General features: G+C 66.8%; 11 protein-coding genes and 4 tRNA genes. 13 read left to right on the top strand and 2 right to left on the bottom strand.

Features of this window, described 5'->3' with window-relative positions; all coding sequences use genetic code 11:
* The first annotated feature begins 118 nt into the window (after positions 1-118).
* Positions 119-2689, top strand: a complete 2571-nt coding sequence (locus J3S89_RS08565) for a cation-translocating P-type ATPase (protein ID WP_217927069.1) — start codon at positions 119-121, stop codon at positions 2687-2689.
* Between the two features lie 117 nt (positions 2690-2806).
* Here the strand turns inward: J3S89_RS08565 and J3S89_RS08560 are convergent.
* A tRNA-Thr gene (locus J3S89_RS08560) sits at positions 2807-2881 on the bottom strand.
* 91 nt (positions 2882-2972) lie between these two features.
* Positions 2973-3791 (bottom strand): TrmH family RNA methyltransferase, encoded by an 819-nt coding sequence (locus tag J3S89_RS08555; protein ID WP_217927068.1) that lies wholly within the window; start codon positions 3789-3791, stop codon positions 2973-2975.
* Between the two features lie 251 nt (positions 3792-4042).
* Between J3S89_RS08555 and J3S89_RS08550 the strand changes: the two genes are divergently transcribed.
* The 12 genes from J3S89_RS08550 to rpoC all read left to right on the top strand — a co-directional run bounded on the left by J3S89_RS08550 (position 4043) and on the right by rpoC (position 18290).
* A tRNA-Tyr gene (locus J3S89_RS08550) sits at positions 4043-4127 on the top strand.
* A gap of 39 nt (positions 4128-4166) precedes the next feature.
* A tRNA-Gly gene (locus J3S89_RS08545) sits at positions 4167-4240 on the top strand.
* 257 nt (positions 4241-4497) lie between these two features.
* Positions 4498-5688 carry an elongation factor Tu gene (tuf, locus tag J3S89_RS08540; RefSeq protein WP_217927056.1) on the top strand — a complete coding sequence of 397 codons (1191 nt, stop codon included), beginning with the start codon at positions 4498-4500 and terminating at the stop codon, positions 5686-5688.
* Between the two features lie 133 nt (positions 5689-5821).
* Positions 5822-5897, top strand: a tRNA-Trp gene (locus tag J3S89_RS08535).
* A gap of 102 nt (positions 5898-5999) precedes the next feature.
* Positions 6000-6197 (top strand): preprotein translocase subunit SecE, encoded by a 198-nt coding sequence (secE, locus tag J3S89_RS08530; RefSeq protein WP_217927067.1) that lies wholly within the window; start codon positions 6000-6002, stop codon positions 6195-6197.
* A gap of 20 nt (positions 6198-6217) precedes the next feature.
* Entirely contained in the window at positions 6218-6748 is a 531-nt protein-coding gene (gene nusG, locus J3S89_RS08525) for a transcription termination/antitermination protein NusG (RefSeq protein ID WP_217927066.1), read from the top strand.
* A 248-nt stretch (positions 6749-6996) separates the two neighbouring features.
* Positions 6997-7443 carry a 50S ribosomal protein L11 gene (gene rplK / locus J3S89_RS08520; RefSeq protein ID WP_217927065.1) on the top strand — a complete coding sequence of 149 codons (447 nt, stop codon included), beginning with the start codon at positions 6997-6999 and terminating at the stop codon, positions 7441-7443.
* A 4-nt stretch (positions 7444-7447) separates the two neighbouring features.
* Positions 7448-8149 (top strand): 50S ribosomal protein L1, encoded by a 702-nt coding sequence (gene rplA, locus J3S89_RS08515; RefSeq protein ID WP_217927064.1) that lies wholly within the window; start codon positions 7448-7450, stop codon positions 8147-8149.
* A 383-nt stretch (positions 8150-8532) separates the two neighbouring features.
* Positions 8533-9051: a 50S ribosomal protein L10 gene (gene rplJ, locus J3S89_RS08510; protein ID WP_217927063.1), complete on the top strand. Its 519-nt coding sequence runs from the start codon at positions 8533-8535 to the stop codon at positions 9049-9051.
* A gap of 51 nt (positions 9052-9102) precedes the next feature.
* Positions 9103-9480 (top strand): 50S ribosomal protein L7/L12, encoded by a 378-nt coding sequence (rplL, locus tag J3S89_RS08505; RefSeq protein WP_217927062.1) that lies wholly within the window; start codon positions 9103-9105, stop codon positions 9478-9480.
* A 271-nt stretch (positions 9481-9751) separates the two neighbouring features.
* Entirely contained in the window at positions 9752-13894 is a 4143-nt protein-coding gene (rpoB, locus tag J3S89_RS08500) for a DNA-directed RNA polymerase subunit beta (protein WP_217927061.1), read from the top strand.
* A 202-nt stretch (positions 13895-14096) separates the two neighbouring features.
* The gene (gene rpoC, locus J3S89_RS08495; RefSeq protein ID WP_217927060.1) at positions 14097-18290 is read left to right on the top strand and encodes a DNA-directed RNA polymerase subunit beta'; all 4194 of its coding nucleotides are present in this window, start codon (positions 14097-14099) and stop codon (positions 18288-18290) included.
* The last annotated feature ends 523 nt before the right edge of the window (positions 18291-18813 follow it).

The following is an 18813-nucleotide window of genomic DNA, read 5'->3' as shown; positions in this document are numbered from 1 at the left end:
TCGCGCCGTCGCCGGTGTGCCGTGTGCGTCTCGGCTCGCCTCGTCGGATTACGGATGGACGCGCGCGCTCCGACACCCTACCTCGGGTAGGCACCGTCTCGTCGGAGGATCCGTGTCCATGACCGAGGTTTCGCGTTCGCTCGGCGAGAGCGTCGGCCTCAGACCCCCGGGTCTCGACGAGGCGGAAGCGGCCCGGCGCCTCGCTCTGCACGGGCCGAACGAATTGCCCACCCCCGGCACCCGCTCCTGGGGCGAGGTGGTGCGCGGCGTCCTGCGCGAGCCGATGTTCCTGATGCTGCTCGCCGCCGCCGGGCTCTATCTCCTCGTCGGCGATCCCGTCGAGGGGCTGATTCTCTCCCTCTTCGCCTGCCTCACCGTCGGCTTGGTGATCCTCCAGGAACTGCGCGGCGAGAGCGCGCTCGCCGCGCTGCGCGATCTCTCCGCGCCGACCGCGCGGGTGCGCCGCGAGGGCCGCGACCGGGTCGTGCCGGCGCGCGAGGTCGTCCCCGGCGACGTTCTCGTGCTCGGCGAGGGCGACCGCGTCGCCGCCGACGCCGTCGCCCGCGAGGCCCCGGCCCTGACCGTCGACGAATCGCTCCTGACCGGCGAGGGCGTGCCCGTGCGCAAGGCCGCGACCGACGGCGAGGCCTTCGTCGACGAACGCTACGGCGGCGACGATCGCTCCGAACTCTATGCCTCGACCCTGGTGGTCGGCGGCCGCGGCCTCGGCGAGGTGGTGCGCACCGGCGCGAATACCGCCGTCGGCGCGATCGGCGTCTCGCTCGCCACCATCGACGAGAGCGCCACCGGCCTGCAGGCGGCGATCGCCGGCATCGTCCGCGCCTTCGCGATCTTCGGCGGCCTCGCCTCCGCCGCCCTGGTGGTGCTGGTCGGCACCCAGAGCGGCGATTGGATCGCCGGACTTCTCGCCGGTCTCGCGCTCGCCATGGCGATGCTGCCGGAAGAGTTTCCGATGGCGCTGGCGATCTTCGTCACCTTCGGCGCCCGTCGCCTCGCCGCCGCGCGCGTGTTGACCCGCCGCCCCGCGATCATCGAGACGCTCGGCGCGATCACCGTCCTCGCCGTCGACAAGACCGGCACGCTCACCGAAAACCGCATGCGCCTCGCGCTCGTCGCCGCCGCCGACGGCGCGCATGTCCGGGCCGAGGCGGACGGCCGGCTTCCGATCGACGAATCGGCGGTCGGCGCGGTGCTCGGCGCCGCCTGCCGCGCCTCGCGCCGCGACGGCCCCGACCCGATCGACGCCGCGCTCCACCGCGCCGCGCCGGCCGGCACCGACGGGCGCGACGGCGACGAACGCCTCGTCGATTGGGGCGTGACGCCCGAACTCCTCGCCATGACGCGGGTCTGGCGCGACGGCGACGGCCGCATCGATGCCGTCACCAAGGGCGCGCCGGAGGCGGTCTTCGACCTCTGCCGGCTCGACGCCGCCGCCCGCGCCCGCCGCGTCGCCGAGGCGGAGGCCTTCGCCGGGGAGGGGCTGCGCATCCTCGCCGTCGCCACCGCCGAGGGGCTCGACGCGGTGCCGTCCGAGCCGCGCGCCGTGCCCTTCGCCTTCCTCGGCTTCGTCGGCTTCCTCGATCCGACCCGCGCCAGCGTGCCCGACGCGGTCGCTCGCGCCCGCGCCGCCGGCGTGCGGGTGGTGATGATCACCGGCGACATGCCGGCGACCGCGCTGGCGATCGCCCGCGACGCCGGCCTCGCGGTGGAGGGCGGGGTCGTCACCGGCCCTGAGCTCGAGGCGATGGACGACGCCACATTGGCGGCGCGCGCGGCGCGCGCCTCGGTCTTCGCCCGAATCATGCCCTCGGAGAAGCTGCGCATCGTCCGCGCCCTGATGGCGAGCGGCGCGGTGGTGGCCATGACCGGCGACGGCGTCAACGACGCGCCCGCGCTCGAGGCCGCCCATGTCGGTCTGGCGATCGGTCCACGCGCCACCGACGTCGCCAAGGAGGCCGCCGACATCGTCCTGCTCGAGGAGGACTTCTCGCCGGTCGTCGACGGCATCCGGCTGGGACGGCGCATCTTCGACAATCTGCGCAAGGTGATGATCTACATCGCCGCGATTCACGTGCCGATCGCCGGCCTCGCCCTGATTCCGGTGGTCTTCGGCCACGCGCCGCTGATCCTGCCGCTGCACGTCGCGCTGATCGAGATGGTGATCGACCCGATCTGCTCGCTCGCCTTCGAGAGCGAGGCGGAGGAGCCGGGCATCATGAACCGCCCGCCACGCCCCCTCGACGAGCCCTTCGTCGGCATGACGCATCTCGCCTGGGGCCTGGCGCAGGGCCTCGGCCTCCTCGCCGCCTGCCTCGCCGTCGAGCAATGGGCGCGCGGCTCGGGTTTTGCCGACGACGGCGTCCGCACCCTGGTCTTCGTCGCGCTGACGACGGGCAACCTCGCGCTGGTTCAGGTCGACGCCACCCTCGGCTCGGCGCTCGCGCGCCTCTTCACCCGCGCCAACCGCACCTCCTGGGCGATCAGCGCGGTCACCGGCGCGGTGCTCGCCACGGTGATCCTGGTGCCGGCGCTGGGCGATCTCTTCCGCTTCGCGCCGGTCCCGGCGGCGGCGGTCGGCTGGGCCGTCCTCGCCGGCCTCGCCGCGCCGATCCTGTTCGACCTGATGAAGCTCGTCGCCCGCCGGCCGCCACGTGCCGTGGCGGGTTGAGGGCAGGGCCGGATCGGGACCCGATCGACCGGCCATGTGGGGTGGCCGAATCGATCGGTCCGGCGACCGAGATTGCGGCCGCGCGAGACGGCGAGGGCGTTGGAACGTCGAGAAGGATGGTGCCGGATGAGGGGATCGAACCCCCGACCTTCGGTTTACAAAACCGCTGCACTACCGCTGTGCTAATCCGGCGACGGGCGGGAGATACCATGCTCGGCGCGCCACGAAAAGCCGGCCTCCGACTCGCGTGGGTCGAGCCGTCGAGGCTCTCGCCTCTCCCGGCTCAGGCGCCGGCGTGCTTGCGCCCGACCACGTAGAGCGACAGCACCGCCGCGTTGGAGACGTTGAGCGATTTGATCGCGCCGGGCACGTCGATGCGGGCGAGCGCGTCGCACGCCTCGCGCGTCACCGGGCGCAGGCCCTTGCCCTCGGCCCCGAGCACCAGCACCGTGCGCTTGCCCGCCTCCGTGTCCTCGAGCGTCGCCGGCCCCTCGCTGTCGAGCCCGATCACGGTGAAGCCCTCGCCCCGCAGCGTCGTCAACGCGCGCGCCAGATTGACCACCTCGATGTGGGTGATGAGGTCGACGGCGCCCGAGGCCGCCTTGGCGAGCACGCCGGTCTCGGTGGCGCTGTGGCGGGTGGGGGTCAGGAGCGCGTCGGCCCCGAGCGCCACCGCCGAGCGCATGATCGCCCCGACGTTGTGCGGGTCGGTGACCTGATCGAGCGCGAGAATCAATTTGGCACGGCCGAGGTCGGTCAGCTCGACCGGCTCCAGCGGGCGCGTCTCCACCAGCACACCCTGATGCACCGCGTCCTCGCCGACGCGTGCGTCGATCCAGCGCGGCTCGACCTGCTGCGGTGGCACGGGGAAGACGACGTTGCGCTCCTCGAGCCGCGCCAGCGCGTTGCGCGTCACGTAGATCGCGTGGATCACCCGGCGCGGATTGGCGAGCGCCACCTCGACCGTGTGGAGACCGTAGAGGAAGACCCGGCCCTCCGGCGCGCCCGAACCGGCACGTCCGTGACGACGCTGCACCACCGGCGGGCGGGTGGGATGGCGTCCGGCTTTCGCGGTGGCGCGCGGACGATCGGCATCGGTCATGGGGAGGGCTCCGAAAGGCGAGGGCGACGCTCCTTTTGCAGCTTTCGCGGGGCGGGCGCAACGGCCGAGGAGGCGGCCGCGTCCGGGTCGCCGTCGGAGGTCGTGCCGTTTCGCCGGTGAAAAGACGCGAGAGGCCCGTTGACAGGTGGGATCGGTCTCGCCATAACGGCGCCCGCAACGGCTCTCCGCGCCTCGAGCGAGACACGGAGACGTCGGTTCGTCCGGCCCGGCGACGGGTGCGTTCGAAGTGTGGGGGAATGTCCCGAGCGGCAAAGGGGGCGGACTGTAAATCCGCTGGCTAAGCCTTCGTAGGTTCGAGTCCTACTTCCCCCACCACCTTCGACCCGGAGGCGACGGCGCGAACGGCCGAAGCGTGCGGGTATAGCTCAATGGTAGAGCAGCAGCCTTCCAAGCTGAATACGCGGGTTCGATTCCCGCTACCCGCTCCACCCTCCGACCGATTCGATCTTCTCGTCCTCTCGGGGGCCCGTCGCCCGTCGGGACCGGCACGAGTGCGCCCCTTGCGGTGCCGCGTTCGAACCCCCATGTGGTCGAGTTCCGTGGGAAGACTGAAAAAAGAGACTTGAACCCGGCCGCGAAAACCCCTATCGAACCGCCCAACTCGGACGTTGCCGGCGCGGGAGCGGGGCTACATGTCCACCCGTCGGTCCAAGGGCTCTCGCCTCCGAAGGCAAGGAACACTGAAATGGCCAAAGAAAAGTTCGAACGCACGAAGCCGCACTGCAACATCGGCACGATCGGCCACGTCGACCATGGCAAGACGTCGCTGACGGCGGCGATCACCAAGGTGCTGGCCGAGACCGGCGGCGCCACCTTCAAGGCGTACGATCAGATCGACGCTGCGCCGGAAGAGAAGGCGCGCGGCATCACGATCAACACGGCTCACGTCGAGTATCAGACGCAGAAGCGCCACTACGCGCACGTCGACTGCCCCGGCCACGCCGACTACGTGAAGAACATGATCACCGGCGCGGCGCAGATGGATGGCGCGATCCTGGTCGTGTCGGCCGCCGACGGCCCGATGCCGCAGACCCGCGAGCACATCCTGCTCGCCCGTCAGGTCGGCGTTCCGGCGCTGGTGGTGTTCCTGAACAAGGTCGACCTGGTCGACGACGCCGAGCTCCTGGAGCTGGTCGAGCTCGAGGTTCGCGAGCTTCTGTCGTCCTACGGCTTCGACGGCGACAACATTCCGATCATCGCCGGCTCGGCGACGGAAGCGCTCAAGGACGGCAACCCGGAGTACGGCCGTGACGCCGTTCTCAAGCTGATGGCGGCCGTCGACGAGTACATCCCGCAGCCGGAGCGTCCGGTCGACCAGCCCTTCCTGATGCCGGTCGAGGACGTGTTCACGATCTCGGGCCGCGGCACCGTGGTGACCGGCCGTGTCGAGCGTGGCGTGATCAAGGTGGGCGAGGAAGTCGAGATCGTCGGCATCCGTCCGACCCGCAAGACGACCTGCACGGGCGTGGAGATGTTCCGCAAGCTGCTCGACTCGGGACAGGCGGGCGACAACATCGGCGCGCTGCTTCGCGGCATCGAGCGCAAGGACGTCGAGCGCGGTCAGGTTCTGTGCAAGCCCGGTTCGGTGACCCCGCACACCAAGTTCGAGGCGGAAGCCTACATCCTGACGAAGGAGGAGGGTGGCCGTCACACGCCGTTCTTCTCGAACTATCGTCCGCAGTTCTACTTCCGCACGACCGACGTGACCGGCATGTGCCAGCTGCCCGAGGGCACCGAGATGGTGATGCCGGGCGACAACGTGAAGCTGGTCGTCGAACTGATCGTTCCGATCGCGATGGAAGAGAAGCTCCGCTTCGCCATCCGTGAAGGCGGTCGCACCGTCGGCGCCGGCGTCGTCGCCAAGATCATCGCCTGATGATCGAATCGCCCGCCTTCGGGCGGGCGAGTACGGCTCGCGGGGGATACCCTGTGGATAACATTTTCGTCACGGTCCCTTTCGAGGGGCTGTGACGGGAGAGCGGCGAAAGCCGAAATTCGACTGTGCCTATAGGGGTATAGCTCAGTTGGTAGAGCATCGGTCTCCAAAACCGAGGGTCGTAGGTTCGAGTCCTACTGCCCCTGCCAGTCGTTTTTCGCTTGAGATCGTCCGCATTGAGCACTAGGTAGAACTTCCCAGCGAGGCGCGCGAGGGGTCTCCCTCCCGCGCCCGCCTGTCGTGAGCGGCGGATGGCCAAGACCAATCCTTTCAACTTTCTGCAGCAGGTGCGTGACGAGGTCTCCAAGGTCTCTTGGCCCTCGCGCAACGAGACCGGCATCACGACCTTGATGGTCGTGGTGATGGCGTTCCTCGCTGCCCTGTTCTTCCTGCTGGCCGATCAGATCATGGGCTGGGGCGTCGGCTTCCTGCTCGGGCTCGGTCGATGACGGCGGAGGGGGATCGATCCATGGCCATGCGTTGGTACATCGTTCACGCCTATTCGAACTTCGAGAACAAGGTCGCCGAATCGATTCGTGAGCGTGCCGCTCAGAACGGCCTCTCCGAGATGTTCGAGCAGATCCTGGTTCCGACCGAGAAGGTCACGGAAGTGCGTCGCGGCCGCAAGGTCGACACCGAGCGCAAGTTCTTCCCCGGCTACGTCCTGGTGAAGGCGGAACTGACCGACCAGGTCTTCCACCTGATCAAGAACACGCCGAAGGTGACGGGCTTCCTCGGCTCCGACAACAAGCCGATGCCGATCCAGGAATCGGAGGCGCTCCGGATCCTGCAGCAGGTGCAGGAGGGCGTGGAGCGCCCGAAGCCGTCGGTCACCTTCGAGGTCGGCGAGAACGTGAAGGTCTCGGACGGTCCGTTCGCCTCCTTCAACGGTGTCGTCGAGGAGGTCGACGAGGAGCGGTCGCGTCTCAAGGTCGCGGTGTCGATCTTCGGCCGTGCGACCCCGGTCGATCTGGAATACGGTCAGGTCGAGAAGATCTGACGACAGCGCGTTTCGTGACCGCCTCCGCCACGCCGTGGCCGGGGGTGGTCTCGTTCCGTCCGAGGGGTCTCTCGGACGTGTGTCGGCCTCCGCGGAGGTCGGCGAAGAAGTCCGGGGCGGTCGCGCGAGCGGCTCTCGGACGGGCGGGAGGTTCTCCGGGGTCGTCGCCAGACGCCGATCGGAACCCGACCGCCATCTCCGGCGGGTCGATGCCGAGGCGGTATCGACCGTAATGAAGGAGCCATTCAATGGCGAAGAAGGTACAGGGCTACATCAAGCTCCAGGTGCCGGCGGGTTCTGCCAATCCGTCGCCGCCGATCGGCCCCGCGCTCGGTCAGCGCGGTCTGAACATCATGCAGTTCTGCAAGGACTTCAACTCGAAGACCGCGGAAATGCCGAAGGGTCAGCCGACCCCGGTGGTGATCACCTATTTCACCGACAAGAGCTTCTCGTTCGAGTTCAAGACCCCGCCGGCGAGCTTCTTCCTGAAGCAGGCGGCCAAGCTCGACACCAAGAAGAAGCCCGGCTCCGGCTCCAAGCTGCCGGGTCGCACCTTCGTCGGCGAGGTCTCCCAGGCTCAGATCCAGGAGATCGCGACCAAGAAGATGAAGGACCTCAACGCCAACGACCTCGAGGCGGCTTCCCGCATGATCGAGGGCACGGCGCGGTCCATGGGCCTTCGTGTGGTGGAGTGAGACGATGCCGAAGATCGCCAAGCGCGTCGCCAAGTCCCGTGAGGGCATCGACCCGACCAAGCTCTATGCGCTCACCGAAGCGGTGGCCATGCTGAAGGAGCGGGCCACCGCCAAGTTCGACGAGACCATCGAGATCTCGATGAACCTCGGCGTCGATCCGCGTCACGCCGACCAGATGGTCCGTGGCGTCTGCAACCTGCCCAACGGCACCGGCCGTTCGGTCCGCGTCGCGGTCTTCGCGCGCGGCGCCAAGGCCGACGAGGCCAAGGCCGCCGGCGCCGACATCGTCGGTGCCGAGGACCTGCTCGCCGAGATCCAGGGCGGCAAGATCGACTTCGATCGCTGCATCGCCACCCCGGACCTGATGCCGCTGGTCGGCCGTCTCGGCAAGGTGCTCGGCCCGCGTGGCCTGATGCCGAACCCGAAGGTCGGCACCGTGACCATGGACGTCACCAAGGCCGTCGGCGACGCCAAGGGTGGCGCCGTGGAGTTCCGTGCCGAGAAGGCGGGCATCGTCCACGCCGGCGTCGGCAAGGCCTCCTTCACGGCCGAGGCTCTGGTCCAGAACATCGTCGCCTTCGCGGAAGCGGTGCACAAGGCCAAGCCGACCGGCGCCAAGGGCACCTACGTCCAGCGCGTCGCGGTGTCCTCGACCATGGGCCCCGGCCTCAAGGTCGATCCGTCGTCGGTCGCCACCGCCTCCTGAGGCGTATGAATTCACCCGCCGATCCTCGATGATCGGCGGGCGATGTCTTCTCCGAGCAATCGGGGAGGACCGCCCCCTCGGATCTTCCGAAGGGGCTCTGTCCGAGACTACGGGTGCCCGAAGGCTCACGCCGGACGGCTTAATTCGTCGAACTCGAGTGCGATTCGAGGGGCCCGTACGAGGCGGGATGAAACCAATTTCGAGGGTGGAGGGTTCGACCTCGCTCCTTCGAGACGGTTCGGACCGTTCGACCTTTGGCCTCCGCGCGAGCGTGAGGGCGAAGGGGACAGGAAGATCGGCGTCTCCGGCTCGTCCGGTGGCGCCCCCTGAAACCGGCCTCGCCGAACTCCGGTTCGAAGAGGTCAAAGGCAAATGAGGCTGTCGTGGAAAGAGCGGAAAAGCGCGAACTCGTCGCGTCCCTCAACGTCCAGTTCAAGACGACTGGATCCGTTGTGGTCGCGAAGTACGCGGGGCTCACCGTGGCGAACATGTCTGCTCTTCGGAGCAAGGTTCGCGCCGCGGGTGGCACCGTCAAGGTCGCGAAGAACCGCCTCGCCAAGCTGGCTCTCGTCGGCACCGAACTCGAGCACATGTCGGACCTGTTCAAGGGCCCGACCGTGATCCTTTCTGCGAAGGATCCGGTCGCCGCCCCCAAGGTCGCGGCGGAATTCGCCAAGGGGAACGACAAGTTCGTCATCCTTGGTGGTGGTCTCGGCAAGCAGTCCCTCGACGCCGCCGGCGTCAAGGCGCTCGCCGATCTGCCGTCGCTCGAGGAGCTCCGCGCCAAGATCGCGGGCGTCATCAACCAGCCGGCTTCCAAGCTGGCGTCGGTTCTGGCCGCCCCCTCCGGTGCGCTCGCTCGCGTCATTCAGGCGCGTGCCGACAAGGACCAGGCGGCGTGAGCCGTCTTCGCATCACAACGTACCGTACGAACCTTTCGAAGGAAGTGAACAATGGCTGATCTCGCCAAGATCGTGGACGACCTGTCCTCCCTGACCATCCTGGAAGCCGCCGACCTCGTGAAGATGCTCGAAGAGAAGTGGGGCGTCTCCGCCGCCGCGCCGGTGGCCGTCGCCGCCGTCGGTGGCCCGGCCGCCGCCGCCGCTCCGGTCGAAGAGCAGACCGAGTTCAACGTCGTCCTCGTCGACGCCGGCGCGAACAAGATCAACGTGATCAAGGAAGTCCGCGCGATCACCGGCCTCGGCCTCAAGGAAGCCAAGGACCTGGTCGAAGGCGCTCCGAAGGCCGTCAAGGAAGGCGTGTCGAAGGACGAGGCCGAGAAGGTCAAGAAGCAGCTCGAAGGCGCCGGCGCCAAGGTCGAGCTCAAGTGATCCGACGCGGGCCCATCGCCCGCGTCGCACGACAGGTCCCGGGTCGCAGTTTCGCGGCCCGGGATTTTCGGCGCTGAAGGAACCTCTGGTTCCGACCGTGCCGAGACCCCGAGAATCGTGTCTTCTGGCGATCTGCACGAGCAGCGTGTGATCGGACGACGCGGTGGGAAGTTCATGGGAAGGGGGAGACGACGGTGCTCCCGAGCATCCCGAAGGGGCTACGGCCCCGGATGTTCCGGATTGCCGTCGGTCAACCCGAGCGAGGACGACAATGGCCCAGACGTTCAACGGTCGTAGACGAGTCCGCAAGTTTTTCGGTTCGATCCGGGAAGTGGCGGAGATGCCCAACCTCATCGAGGTCCAGAAGGCGTCCTACGACCAGTTCCTGCAGGTCGACGAACCCAAGGGCGGCCGCCCCGACGAGGGTCTCCAGTCGGTCTTCAGGTCGGTCTTCCCGATCTCCGACTTCCAGGGCAAGGCCCTGCTCGAGTTCGTGCGCTACGAGTTCGAGCCGCCGAAGTACGACGTCGACGAGTGCCGCCAGCGCGGCATGACCTTCGCCGCGCCCCTCAAGGTGACGCTGCGGCTGATCGTGTTCGACGTCGACGAGGAGACCGGCGCCAAGTCCGTCAAGGACATCAAGGAGCAGGACGTGTTCATGGGCGACATGCCGCTCATGACCGACAACGGCACCTTCATCGTCAACGGCACCGAGCGCGTCATCGTCTCTCAGATGCACCGTTCGCCGGGCGTGTTCTTCGACCACGACAAGGGCAAGACCCACGCCAGCGGCAAGCTGCTCTTCGCCGCCCGCATCATCCCCTATCGCGGCTCCTGGCTCGACATCGAGTTCGACGCCAAGGACATCGTCTACGCGCGCATCGATCGCCGCCGTAAGATCCCGGTGTCGTCGCTCCTCTTCGCCCTCGGCATGGACGGCGAGACGATCCTCGAGACCTTCTACAACAAGCTCTCCTACGAGCGGTCCGGGTCGTCCTGGCGCGTGCCCTACGACGCGGCGCGCATGCGCGGCTACAAGGCCGTGACCGATCTCGTCGACGCCGACACCGGCGAAGTGGTGCTCGAGGCAGGCAAGAAGCTCACCGCCCGCGCCGCCCGTCAGCTCGCCGAGAAGGGTCTGAAGGCCCTCAAGGTCTCCGACGAGGACGTGATCGGCCAATATCTCGCCGAAGACATCGTCGACGTGAAGACCGGCGTGATCCACGCCGAGGCCGGCCAGGAGCTGAGCGAGAAGCTGATCCGTCAGATCCTCGACCTCGGCCACCTCGAGATCCCGGTCCTCGACATCGATCACGTCAACACCGGCGCCTACATCCGCAACACCCTTGCGGTGGACAAGAACGAGGCCCGTGAAGAGGCCCTGTTCGACATCTATCGCGTGATGCGCCCGGGCGAGCCGCCGACCATCGAGACGGCGGAGGCGATGTTCCATTCCCTGTTCTTCGACTCCGAGCGCTACGACCTCTCCGCGGTCGGCCGCGTCAAGATGAACATGCGCCTGGACCTCCAGGTCGAGGACACCGTGCGCATCCTGCGCAAGGACGACATCCTCGAGGTGATCCGCACTCTGCTCGACCTGCGCGACGGCAAGGGCGAGATCGACGACATCGACAACCTCGGCAACCGCCGTGTGCGTTCGGTCGGTGAGCTGATGGAGAATCAGTATCGCGTCGGCCTGCTTCGCATGGAGCGCGCCATCAAGGAGCGCATGTCGTCGGTCGAGATCGACACGGTCATGCCGCAGGACCTGATCAATGCCAAGCCGGCGGCCGCCGCCGTGCGCGAGTTCTTCGGGTCGTCGCAGCTCTCGCAGTTCATGGACCAGACCAACCCGCTCTCCGAGATCACCCACAAGCGCCGCCTCTCGGCGCTCGGCCCGGGCGGTCTCACCCGTGAGCGCGCCGGCTTCGAAGTCCGCGACGTGCATCCGACCCACTACGGCCGCATGTGCCCGATCGAGACGCCGGAAGGCCCGAACATCGGTCTGATCAACTCGCTCGCGACCTTCGCGCGGGTGAACAAGTACGGCTTCATCGAGGCCCCCTACCGCAAGGTGCGGGACGGCCGCGTCACCGACGAGGTGCTCTACCTCTCGGCGACCGAGGAGCAGAAGCACTACGTCGCCCAGTCGAACGCCAAGCTCTCGTCCGACAACCGTCTGACCGAGGAGCTGATCGTCTGCCGCCACGCCGGCGACGTGATGATGGTGCCGGTCGACCGCGTCGACTACATGGACGTGTCGCCGAAGCAGTTGGTCTCGGTCGCGGCGGCGTTGATCCCGTTCCTCGAGAACGACGACGCCAACCGCGCTCTGATGGGCTCCAACATGCAGCGTCAGGCCGTGCCGCTGGTGCGCGCCGAGGCGCCCTTCGTCGGCACCGGCATGGAAGCGGTCGTCGCCCGTGACTCGGGCGCCGCCATCGCCGCCAAGCGCGCCGGTATCGTCGACCAGGTCGACGCGACCCGTATCGTGCTGCGCGCCACCGGCGATCTCGACCCGTCGAAGTCGGGCGTCGACATCTACCGTCTGATGAAGTTCCAGCGCTCGAACCAGTCGACCTGCATCAACCAGCGTCCGCTGGTGCGTGTCGGCGACGTCATCGAGAAGGGCGACATCATCGCCGACGGTCCGTCGACCGATCTCGGCGATCTCGCCCTCGGCCGCAACGTGCTCGTCGCGTTCATGCCGTGGAACGGCTACAACTTCGAGGACTCGATCCTCCTCTCCGAGAACATCGTGAAGGACGACGTGTTCACGTCGATCCATCTCGAGGAGTTCGAGGTGATGGCCCGCGACACCAAGCTCGGGCCCGAGGAGATCACGCGCGACATTCCGAACGTCTCGGAAGAAGCGCTGAAGAACCTCGACGAAGCCGGCATCGTCTACATCGGCGCCGAAGTGCGTCCGGGCGACATCCTCGTCGGCAAGATCACGCCGAAGGGTGAAAGCCCGATGACGCCGGAGGAGAAGCTGCTCCGCGCGATCTTCGGCGAGAAGGCCTCCGACGTCCGCGACACCTCGCTCCGCGTGCCCCCGGGCGTGCAGGGCACCATCGTCGAGGTCCGCGTGTTCAACCGTCACGGCGTCGAGAAGGACGAACGCGCCATGGCGATCGAGCGCGAGGAGATCGAGCGTCTCGCCAAGGACCGTGACGACGAGCAGGCGATCCTCGATCGCAACGTCTACGGCCGCCTGACCGAGATGTTGATCGGCAAGATCGCCTCCTCGGGTCCCAAGGGCTTCAAGAAGGAGACCCCGGTCACGCAGGAGCTGATCGAGGAATATCCCCGCTCTCAGTGGTGGATGTTCGCGGTCGCCGACGAGAAGCTGATGGGCGAGATCGAGGCCCTGCGCGGCCAGTACGACGAGAGCCGCAAGCGTCTCGAGCAGCGCTTCATCGACAAGGTGGAGAAGCTGCAGCGCGGCGACGAGCTGCCCCCGGGCGTCATGAAGATGGTCAAGGTCTTCGTCGCCATCAAGCGCAAGATCCAGCCGGGCGACAAGATGGCCGGCCGTCACGGCAACAAGGGTGTCGTGTCGCGCATCGTGCCCGTCGAGGACATGCCCTATCTGGAAGACGGCACCAACGTCGACATCGTGCTGAACCCGCTCGGCGTGCCCTCGCGCATGAACGTCGGGCAGATCCTCGAGACCCATCTCGGCTGGGCCTGTTCCGGCATGGGCAAGAAGATCGACGCGATGCTCGAGGCCTATCGCAAGTCGGGCGATCTCTCGCCGCTGCGCACCGAGATCGGTGAGATCTACGGGCCCAACGCCAAGGGTGAGCAGCCCGGCGACTTCGACGACGCCTCGTTGATCCGTCTCGCCGAGACCGTCCGCAAGGGCGTTCCGATCGCCACGCCGGTCTTCGACGGCGCCAAGGAGCACGACATCGAGGCGGCGCTCGATCGGGCCGGCCTCGCCCATTCGGGTCAGGTCACCCTGTACGACGGTCGGACCGGCGACAGCTTCGACCGCAAGGTCACGGTCGGCTACATCTACATGCTGAAGCTGCACCATCTCGTCGACGACAAGATCCATGCCCGTTCGATCGGCCCCTACTCGCTGGTCACCCAGCAGCCGCTCGGCGGCAAGGCGCAGTTCGGCGGTCAGCGCTTCGGCGAAATGGAGGTCTGGGCCCTCGAGGCCTACGGCGCCGCCTACACCCTGCAGGAGATGCTGACGGTGAAGTCGGACGACGTGGCCGGCCGCACCAAGGTCTACGAGGCGATCGTCCGTGGCGACGACACGTTCGAGGCCGGCATCCCCGAGAGCTTCAACGTTCTCGTGAAGGAAATGCGGTCGCTCAGCCTCAACGTCGAACTGGTCGACGTTCCCGCCCCCGGCGAGATCGAAGGCGAGGGCGAAGCGGGAGCGCAGGCGGCGGAGTGATCCGTCGCCCGACGGCCGGGGAGGGGCCTTCGCCTCGTCCCGGCCGCAGTGTTGGCGTTCGATGAGGATCGGACCAGCCGAGAGCGGACGAGCGACGGATGTCGCCGAGCTCCGGGTCCGAGCCGACTGACAGGAAATCTCGACGCGTGTCGAGCCATCCCTTGCGGCAGGGACGAGGCACGGCACCGACAGGAGACGGTCGATGAATCAAGACGTGATGAACATCTTCTCGCCCCAGACCCCGACGGCGCCGGTCTTCGACGCCATCCGGATCTCGATCGCTTCGCCCGAGAAGATCCTCTCCTGGTCCTTCGGCGAGATCAAGAAGCCGGAAACGATCAACTACCGGACCTTCAAGCCCGAGCGCGACGGCTTGTTCTGCGCCCGCATCTTCGGGCCGATCAAGGATTACGAGTGCTTGTGCGGCAAGTACAAGCGCATGAAGTACAAGGGCGTCATCTGCGAAAAGTGCGGCGTCGAAGTGACGCTGTCGCGCGTCCGGCGCGAACGCATGGGCCACATCGAGCTCGCGGCCCCCGTCGCCCACATCTGGTTCCTGAAGTCGCTGCCGAGCCGCATCGGCATGCTGATGGACATGACGCTCAAGGATCTCGAGCGCATCCTCTACTTCGAGAACTACGTCGTCACCGAGCCGGGCCTCACCCCGCTGAAGCTGCACCAGCTCCTCAGCGAGGAAGAGTTCATCAAGTCGCAGGACGAGTACGGCGAGGACAGCTTCACCGCCCAGATCGGCGCCGAAGCCATCCGTGACATGCTCCAGGCGATGGATCTGCCGAAGATCGCCGAGGACCTGCGCGTCGAGATCGCCGAGGCGACCGGCGAGCTGAAGCCGAAGAAGCTCGCCAAGCGCCTCAAGCTCGTCGAGAGCTTCATCGAGTCGGGCAACCGGCCCGAGTGGATGATCCTGACCGTCGTTCCGGTGATCCCGCCGGATCTGCGCCCGCTTGTCCCGCTCGACGGCGGCCGCTTCGCGACCTCGGACCTGAACGACCTCTACCGCCGCGTCATCAACCGCAACAACCGTCTGAAGCGGCTGATCGAACTGCGCGCCCCGGACATCATCATCCGCAACGAGAAGCGCATGCTTCAGGAAGCGGTCGATGCGCTGTTCGACAACGGCCGCCGCGGTCGCGTCATCACCGGCGCCAACAAGCGCCCGCTGAAGTCGCTCGCCGACATGCTGAAGGGCAAGCAGGGCCGCTTCCGCCAGAACCTGCTCGGCAAGCGCGTCGACTATTCCGGCCGTTCGGTCATCGTCGTCGGTCCCGAGCTGAAGCTGCATCAGTGCGGCCTGCCGAAGAAGATGGCGCTCGAGCTGTTCAAGCCCTTCATCTATTCGCGCCTCGACGCCAAGGGTCTGTCGTCGACCGTCAAGCAGGCGAAGAAGCTGGTCGAGAAGGAGCGTCCCGAGGTCTGGGACATCCTCGACGAGGTCATTCGCGAGCATCCGGTGATGCTGAACCGCGCGCCGACGCTGCATCGTCTCGGCATCCAGGCCTTCGAGCCGGTGCTGATCGAGGGCAAGGCGATCCAGCTCCATCCGCTGGTCTGCACCGCGTTCAACGCCGACTTCGACGGCGACCAGATGGCCGTGCACGTTCCGCTGAGCCTCGAGGCCCAGCTCGAAGCGCGCGTGCTGATGATGTCGACCAACAACATCCTGCATCCGGCGAACGGCGCGCCGATCATCGTGCCGTCGCAGGACATCGTGCTCGGCCTCTACTACCTCTCGCTGATGAGCGAGAACGAGCCCGGCCAGGGCATGGCCTTCGGCAATCTCGGTGAGATGGCTCACGCCCTCCAGAACAAGTCGATCACCCTCCACACCAAGATCCGTGGTCGTTGGAAGGGCATCGACAAGGACGGCAACGAGTACACCAAGATCTACGAGACCACCCCGGGCCGGATGTACATCGGCGAGCTGTTGCCGCGCCATCCCGGCATCACCTTCGACGTCTGCAACCAGTTGATGACGAAGAAGAACATCTCGGGGATGATCGATGCGGTCTACCGCACCTGCGGTCAGAAGGAGACGGTGATCTTCTGCGACCGGATCATGTCGCTCGGCTTCACCAACGCCTTCAAGGCCGGCATCTCCTTCGGCAAGGACGACATGGTCATCCCGGACACCAAGCCGCGGATGGTCGAGGAGACCCAGGCCGCCGCCAAGGAGTTCGAGCAGCAGTACCAGGACGGTCTGATCACCCAGGGCGAGAAGTACAACAAGGTCGTCGACGCCTGGGCGAAGTGCACCGACCGTATCGCCGAAGAGATGATGAAGCGCATCTCGACCGTGCAGATCGACCAGGAGACCGGCCGTCAGAAGCCGATCAACTCGATCTACATGATGTCGCACTCCGGTGCCCGTGGCTCCCCGACCCAGATGCGTCAGCTCGCCGCCATGCGCGGCCTGATGGCCAAGCCGTCGGGCGAGATCATCGAGACGCCGATCATCTCGAACTTCAAGGAAGGCCTGACCGTGCTCGAGTACTTCAACTCGACCCACGGCGCCCGTAAGGGTCTGGCCGACACCGCCTTGAAGACTGCGAACTCGGGCTACCTCACCCGTCGTCTCGTCGACGTGGCGCAGGATTCGATCATCACCGAGCAGGATTGCGGCTCCGAGGGCGGCATTCACGTTCAGGCGATCGTCGATTCCGGTCAGATCGTCGCCACGCTCGGCAGCCGTATCCTCGGCCGCGTCGCGGCGGAGGATCTCGCCGATCCCGCGACCTCCGAGGTCATCGTGCCGAAGGGCCGTCTCATCGACGAGTCCGACGTCAAGAAGATCGAGGCCGCCGGCATCCAGTCGGTCAAGATCCGCTCGGTGCTCACCTGCGAGACCAAGATCGGCGTCTGCGTCACCTGCTACGGCCGCGACCTGGCGCGCGGCACGCCGGTGAACATGGGCGAGGCGGTGGGCGTCATCGCCGCCCAGTCGATCGGCGAGCCGGGCACCCAGCTCACCATGCGCACCTTCCACGTCGGCGGCACCGCCCAGGTGGTGGACTCGTCCTTCGTGGAATCGAACTTCGAGGGTACGATCGCCATCCGCAATCGCAACGTGGTGCGCGATTCGGACGGCCGGATGATCGTCATGGGCCGCAATGTCACCGTCGTCGTCGTCGACGCCGACGGCTCGGAGCGCGCGACCCATCGTCTGATCTACGGCGCCCGTCTGTTCGTCGACGAAGGCGACAAGGTGAAGCGCGGTCAGCGCATCGCCGAGTGGGATCCCTACACCCGTCCGATCCTCACCGAGATCGACGGCACCATCGGCTACGAGGACCTCATCGACTCGCAGACCATGGTGGAGACCACTGACGAGGCGACCGGCATCACCAAGCGCGTCGTCATCGACTGGCGCACCTCGACCCGCACCTCGGATCTGAAGCCGGCGATCGTCATCAAGGGCGCCGACGGCAAGATCGGTCGCCTCAGCCGTGGCGGTGAAGCCCGCTACGCGCTGCCGGTCGACGCGATTCTTTCGGTCGATCCGAACGGCAAGGTCCACGCCGGCGACGTCGTCGCGCGTATCCCGCTGGAGAGCGCCAAGACCCGCGACATCACCGGCGGTCTGCCGCGCGTCGCCGAACTGTTCGAGGCCCGTCGTCCGAAGGATCACGCCATCATCGCCGAGTGCGACGGCACGATCCGCTTCGGCAAGGACTACAAGAACAAGCGCCGCATCCTGATCGAGCCCGCCGACGGGTCCGATCCGGTCGAGTACCTGATCCCGAAGGGCAAGCACGTCCATCTCCAGGACGGCGACACCATCGAGAAGGGCGAGTACATTCTCGACGGCAACCCGGCGCCGCACGACATTCTGGCGATCAAGGGCGTGGAGGCTCTCGCGGCCTTCCTCGTCAACGAGATCCAGGAGGTCTACCGGCTCCAGGGCGTCGTGATCAACGACAAGCACATCGAAGTGATCGTGCGCCAGATGCTGCAGAAGGTGGAGATCACCGACGCGGGCGACTCGGACACGATCACCGGCGAGCAGGTCGATCGCCTCGACCTCGACATGATGAACGAGGCGCTGATCGCCGAGGGCAAGAAGCCCGCCTCGGGCGTGCCGGTGCTGCTCGGCATCACCAAGGCGTCGCTGCAGACCCGGTCGTTCATCTCGGCCGCGTCGTTCCAGGAGACCACCCGCGTCCTCACGGAGGCGGCGGTCGCCGGCAAGATCGACGCCCTGGAAGGCCTCAAGGAGAACGTGATCGTCGGCCGCCTCATCCCCGCCGGTACCGGCTCGGTGATGAACCGCATCCGGCAGATCGCCGGTCACCGCGACGACCTGATCGTCGAGGAGCGCAAGGCGCAGACCACCTCTCCCTCGGTCTCGACCCCGACGGCGCTTCCCGCCGCCGAGTGAGTCGGAGCGACGAACGCTGGGGACGCCGTGGCTCGCGCCACGGCGTCCCTTTTTCATGGGGCGTGGCGGGCTCGGATGGACGGCTGCGTGAAATCGCGAAGGCCGAACGATCGATTCGCCGAATCTTCGCGGTTTCTCTGTTTCGATTCGGGCCGTCGCTTCGAATTGAGTCGCCAGTAGAGGCAGAGTCGATCCGCTCGATTCGTGCCGATGAAGGTCTCGATACGTCGACGCGTCCGTCCCGGATGCGGTGACGAGGCGAAAGTCTCGCAGATCTTCACTGGCGGACGGCGAAACTTTGCATGACTTTCGCTCGGAAACCGCAAGATTCCGGGGTTCGGTGACGACGACTCGGCAAACCGCGATTTTCCGGCGTTTTTACCCCCTCCACCCCCTTGACGGACTCGGAGGACGAGGGTAGTTTCCGCCCACTTTCACGGCAGGCCCGTCGGCCGCCAATGCTTCGTTCCCCCGCGTGGGAATGGAACAGGGCGCCGAGACGCTGCCGGGATGGCGATCTGGA

The organism is Pinisolibacter aquiterrae (assembly GCF_019160155.1).
GTDB lineage: Bacteria > Pseudomonadota > Alphaproteobacteria > Rhizobiales > Ancalomicrobiaceae > Pinisolibacter > Pinisolibacter aquiterrae.
Note: the sequence above shows the minus strand (reverse complement) of the source record. Positions and strands in the feature narration are given on the sequence as shown.

Coding starts and splice junctions, on each gene's coding strand:
- J3S89_RS08565 (WP_217927069.1), top strand. CDS start 119: ATGACCGAGGTTTCGCGTTCGCTCGGCGAGAGCGTCGGCCTCAGACCC.
- J3S89_RS08555 (WP_217927068.1), bottom strand. CDS start 3,791: ATGACCGATGCCGATCGTCCGCGCGCCACCGCGAAAGCCGGACGCCAT.
- tuf (WP_217927056.1), top strand. CDS start 4,498: ATGGCCAAAGAAAAGTTCGAACGCACGAAGCCGCACTGCAACATCGGC.
- secE (WP_217927067.1), top strand. CDS start 6,000: ATGGCCAAGACCAATCCTTTCAACTTTCTGCAGCAGGTGCGTGACGAG.
- nusG (WP_217927066.1), top strand. CDS start 6,218: ATGGCCATGCGTTGGTACATCGTTCACGCCTATTCGAACTTCGAGAAC.
- rplK (WP_217927065.1), top strand. CDS start 6,997: ATGGCGAAGAAGGTACAGGGCTACATCAAGCTCCAGGTGCCGGCGGGT.
- rplA (WP_217927064.1), top strand. CDS start 7,448: ATGCCGAAGATCGCCAAGCGCGTCGCCAAGTCCCGTGAGGGCATCGAC.
- rplL (WP_217927062.1), top strand. CDS start 9,103: ATGGCTGATCTCGCCAAGATCGTGGACGACCTGTCCTCCCTGACCATC.
- rpoB (WP_217927061.1), top strand. CDS start 9,752: ATGGCCCAGACGTTCAACGGTCGTAGACGAGTCCGCAAGTTTTTCGGT.
- rpoC (WP_217927060.1), top strand. CDS start 14,097: ATGAATCAAGACGTGATGAACATCTTCTCGCCCCAGACCCCGACGGCG.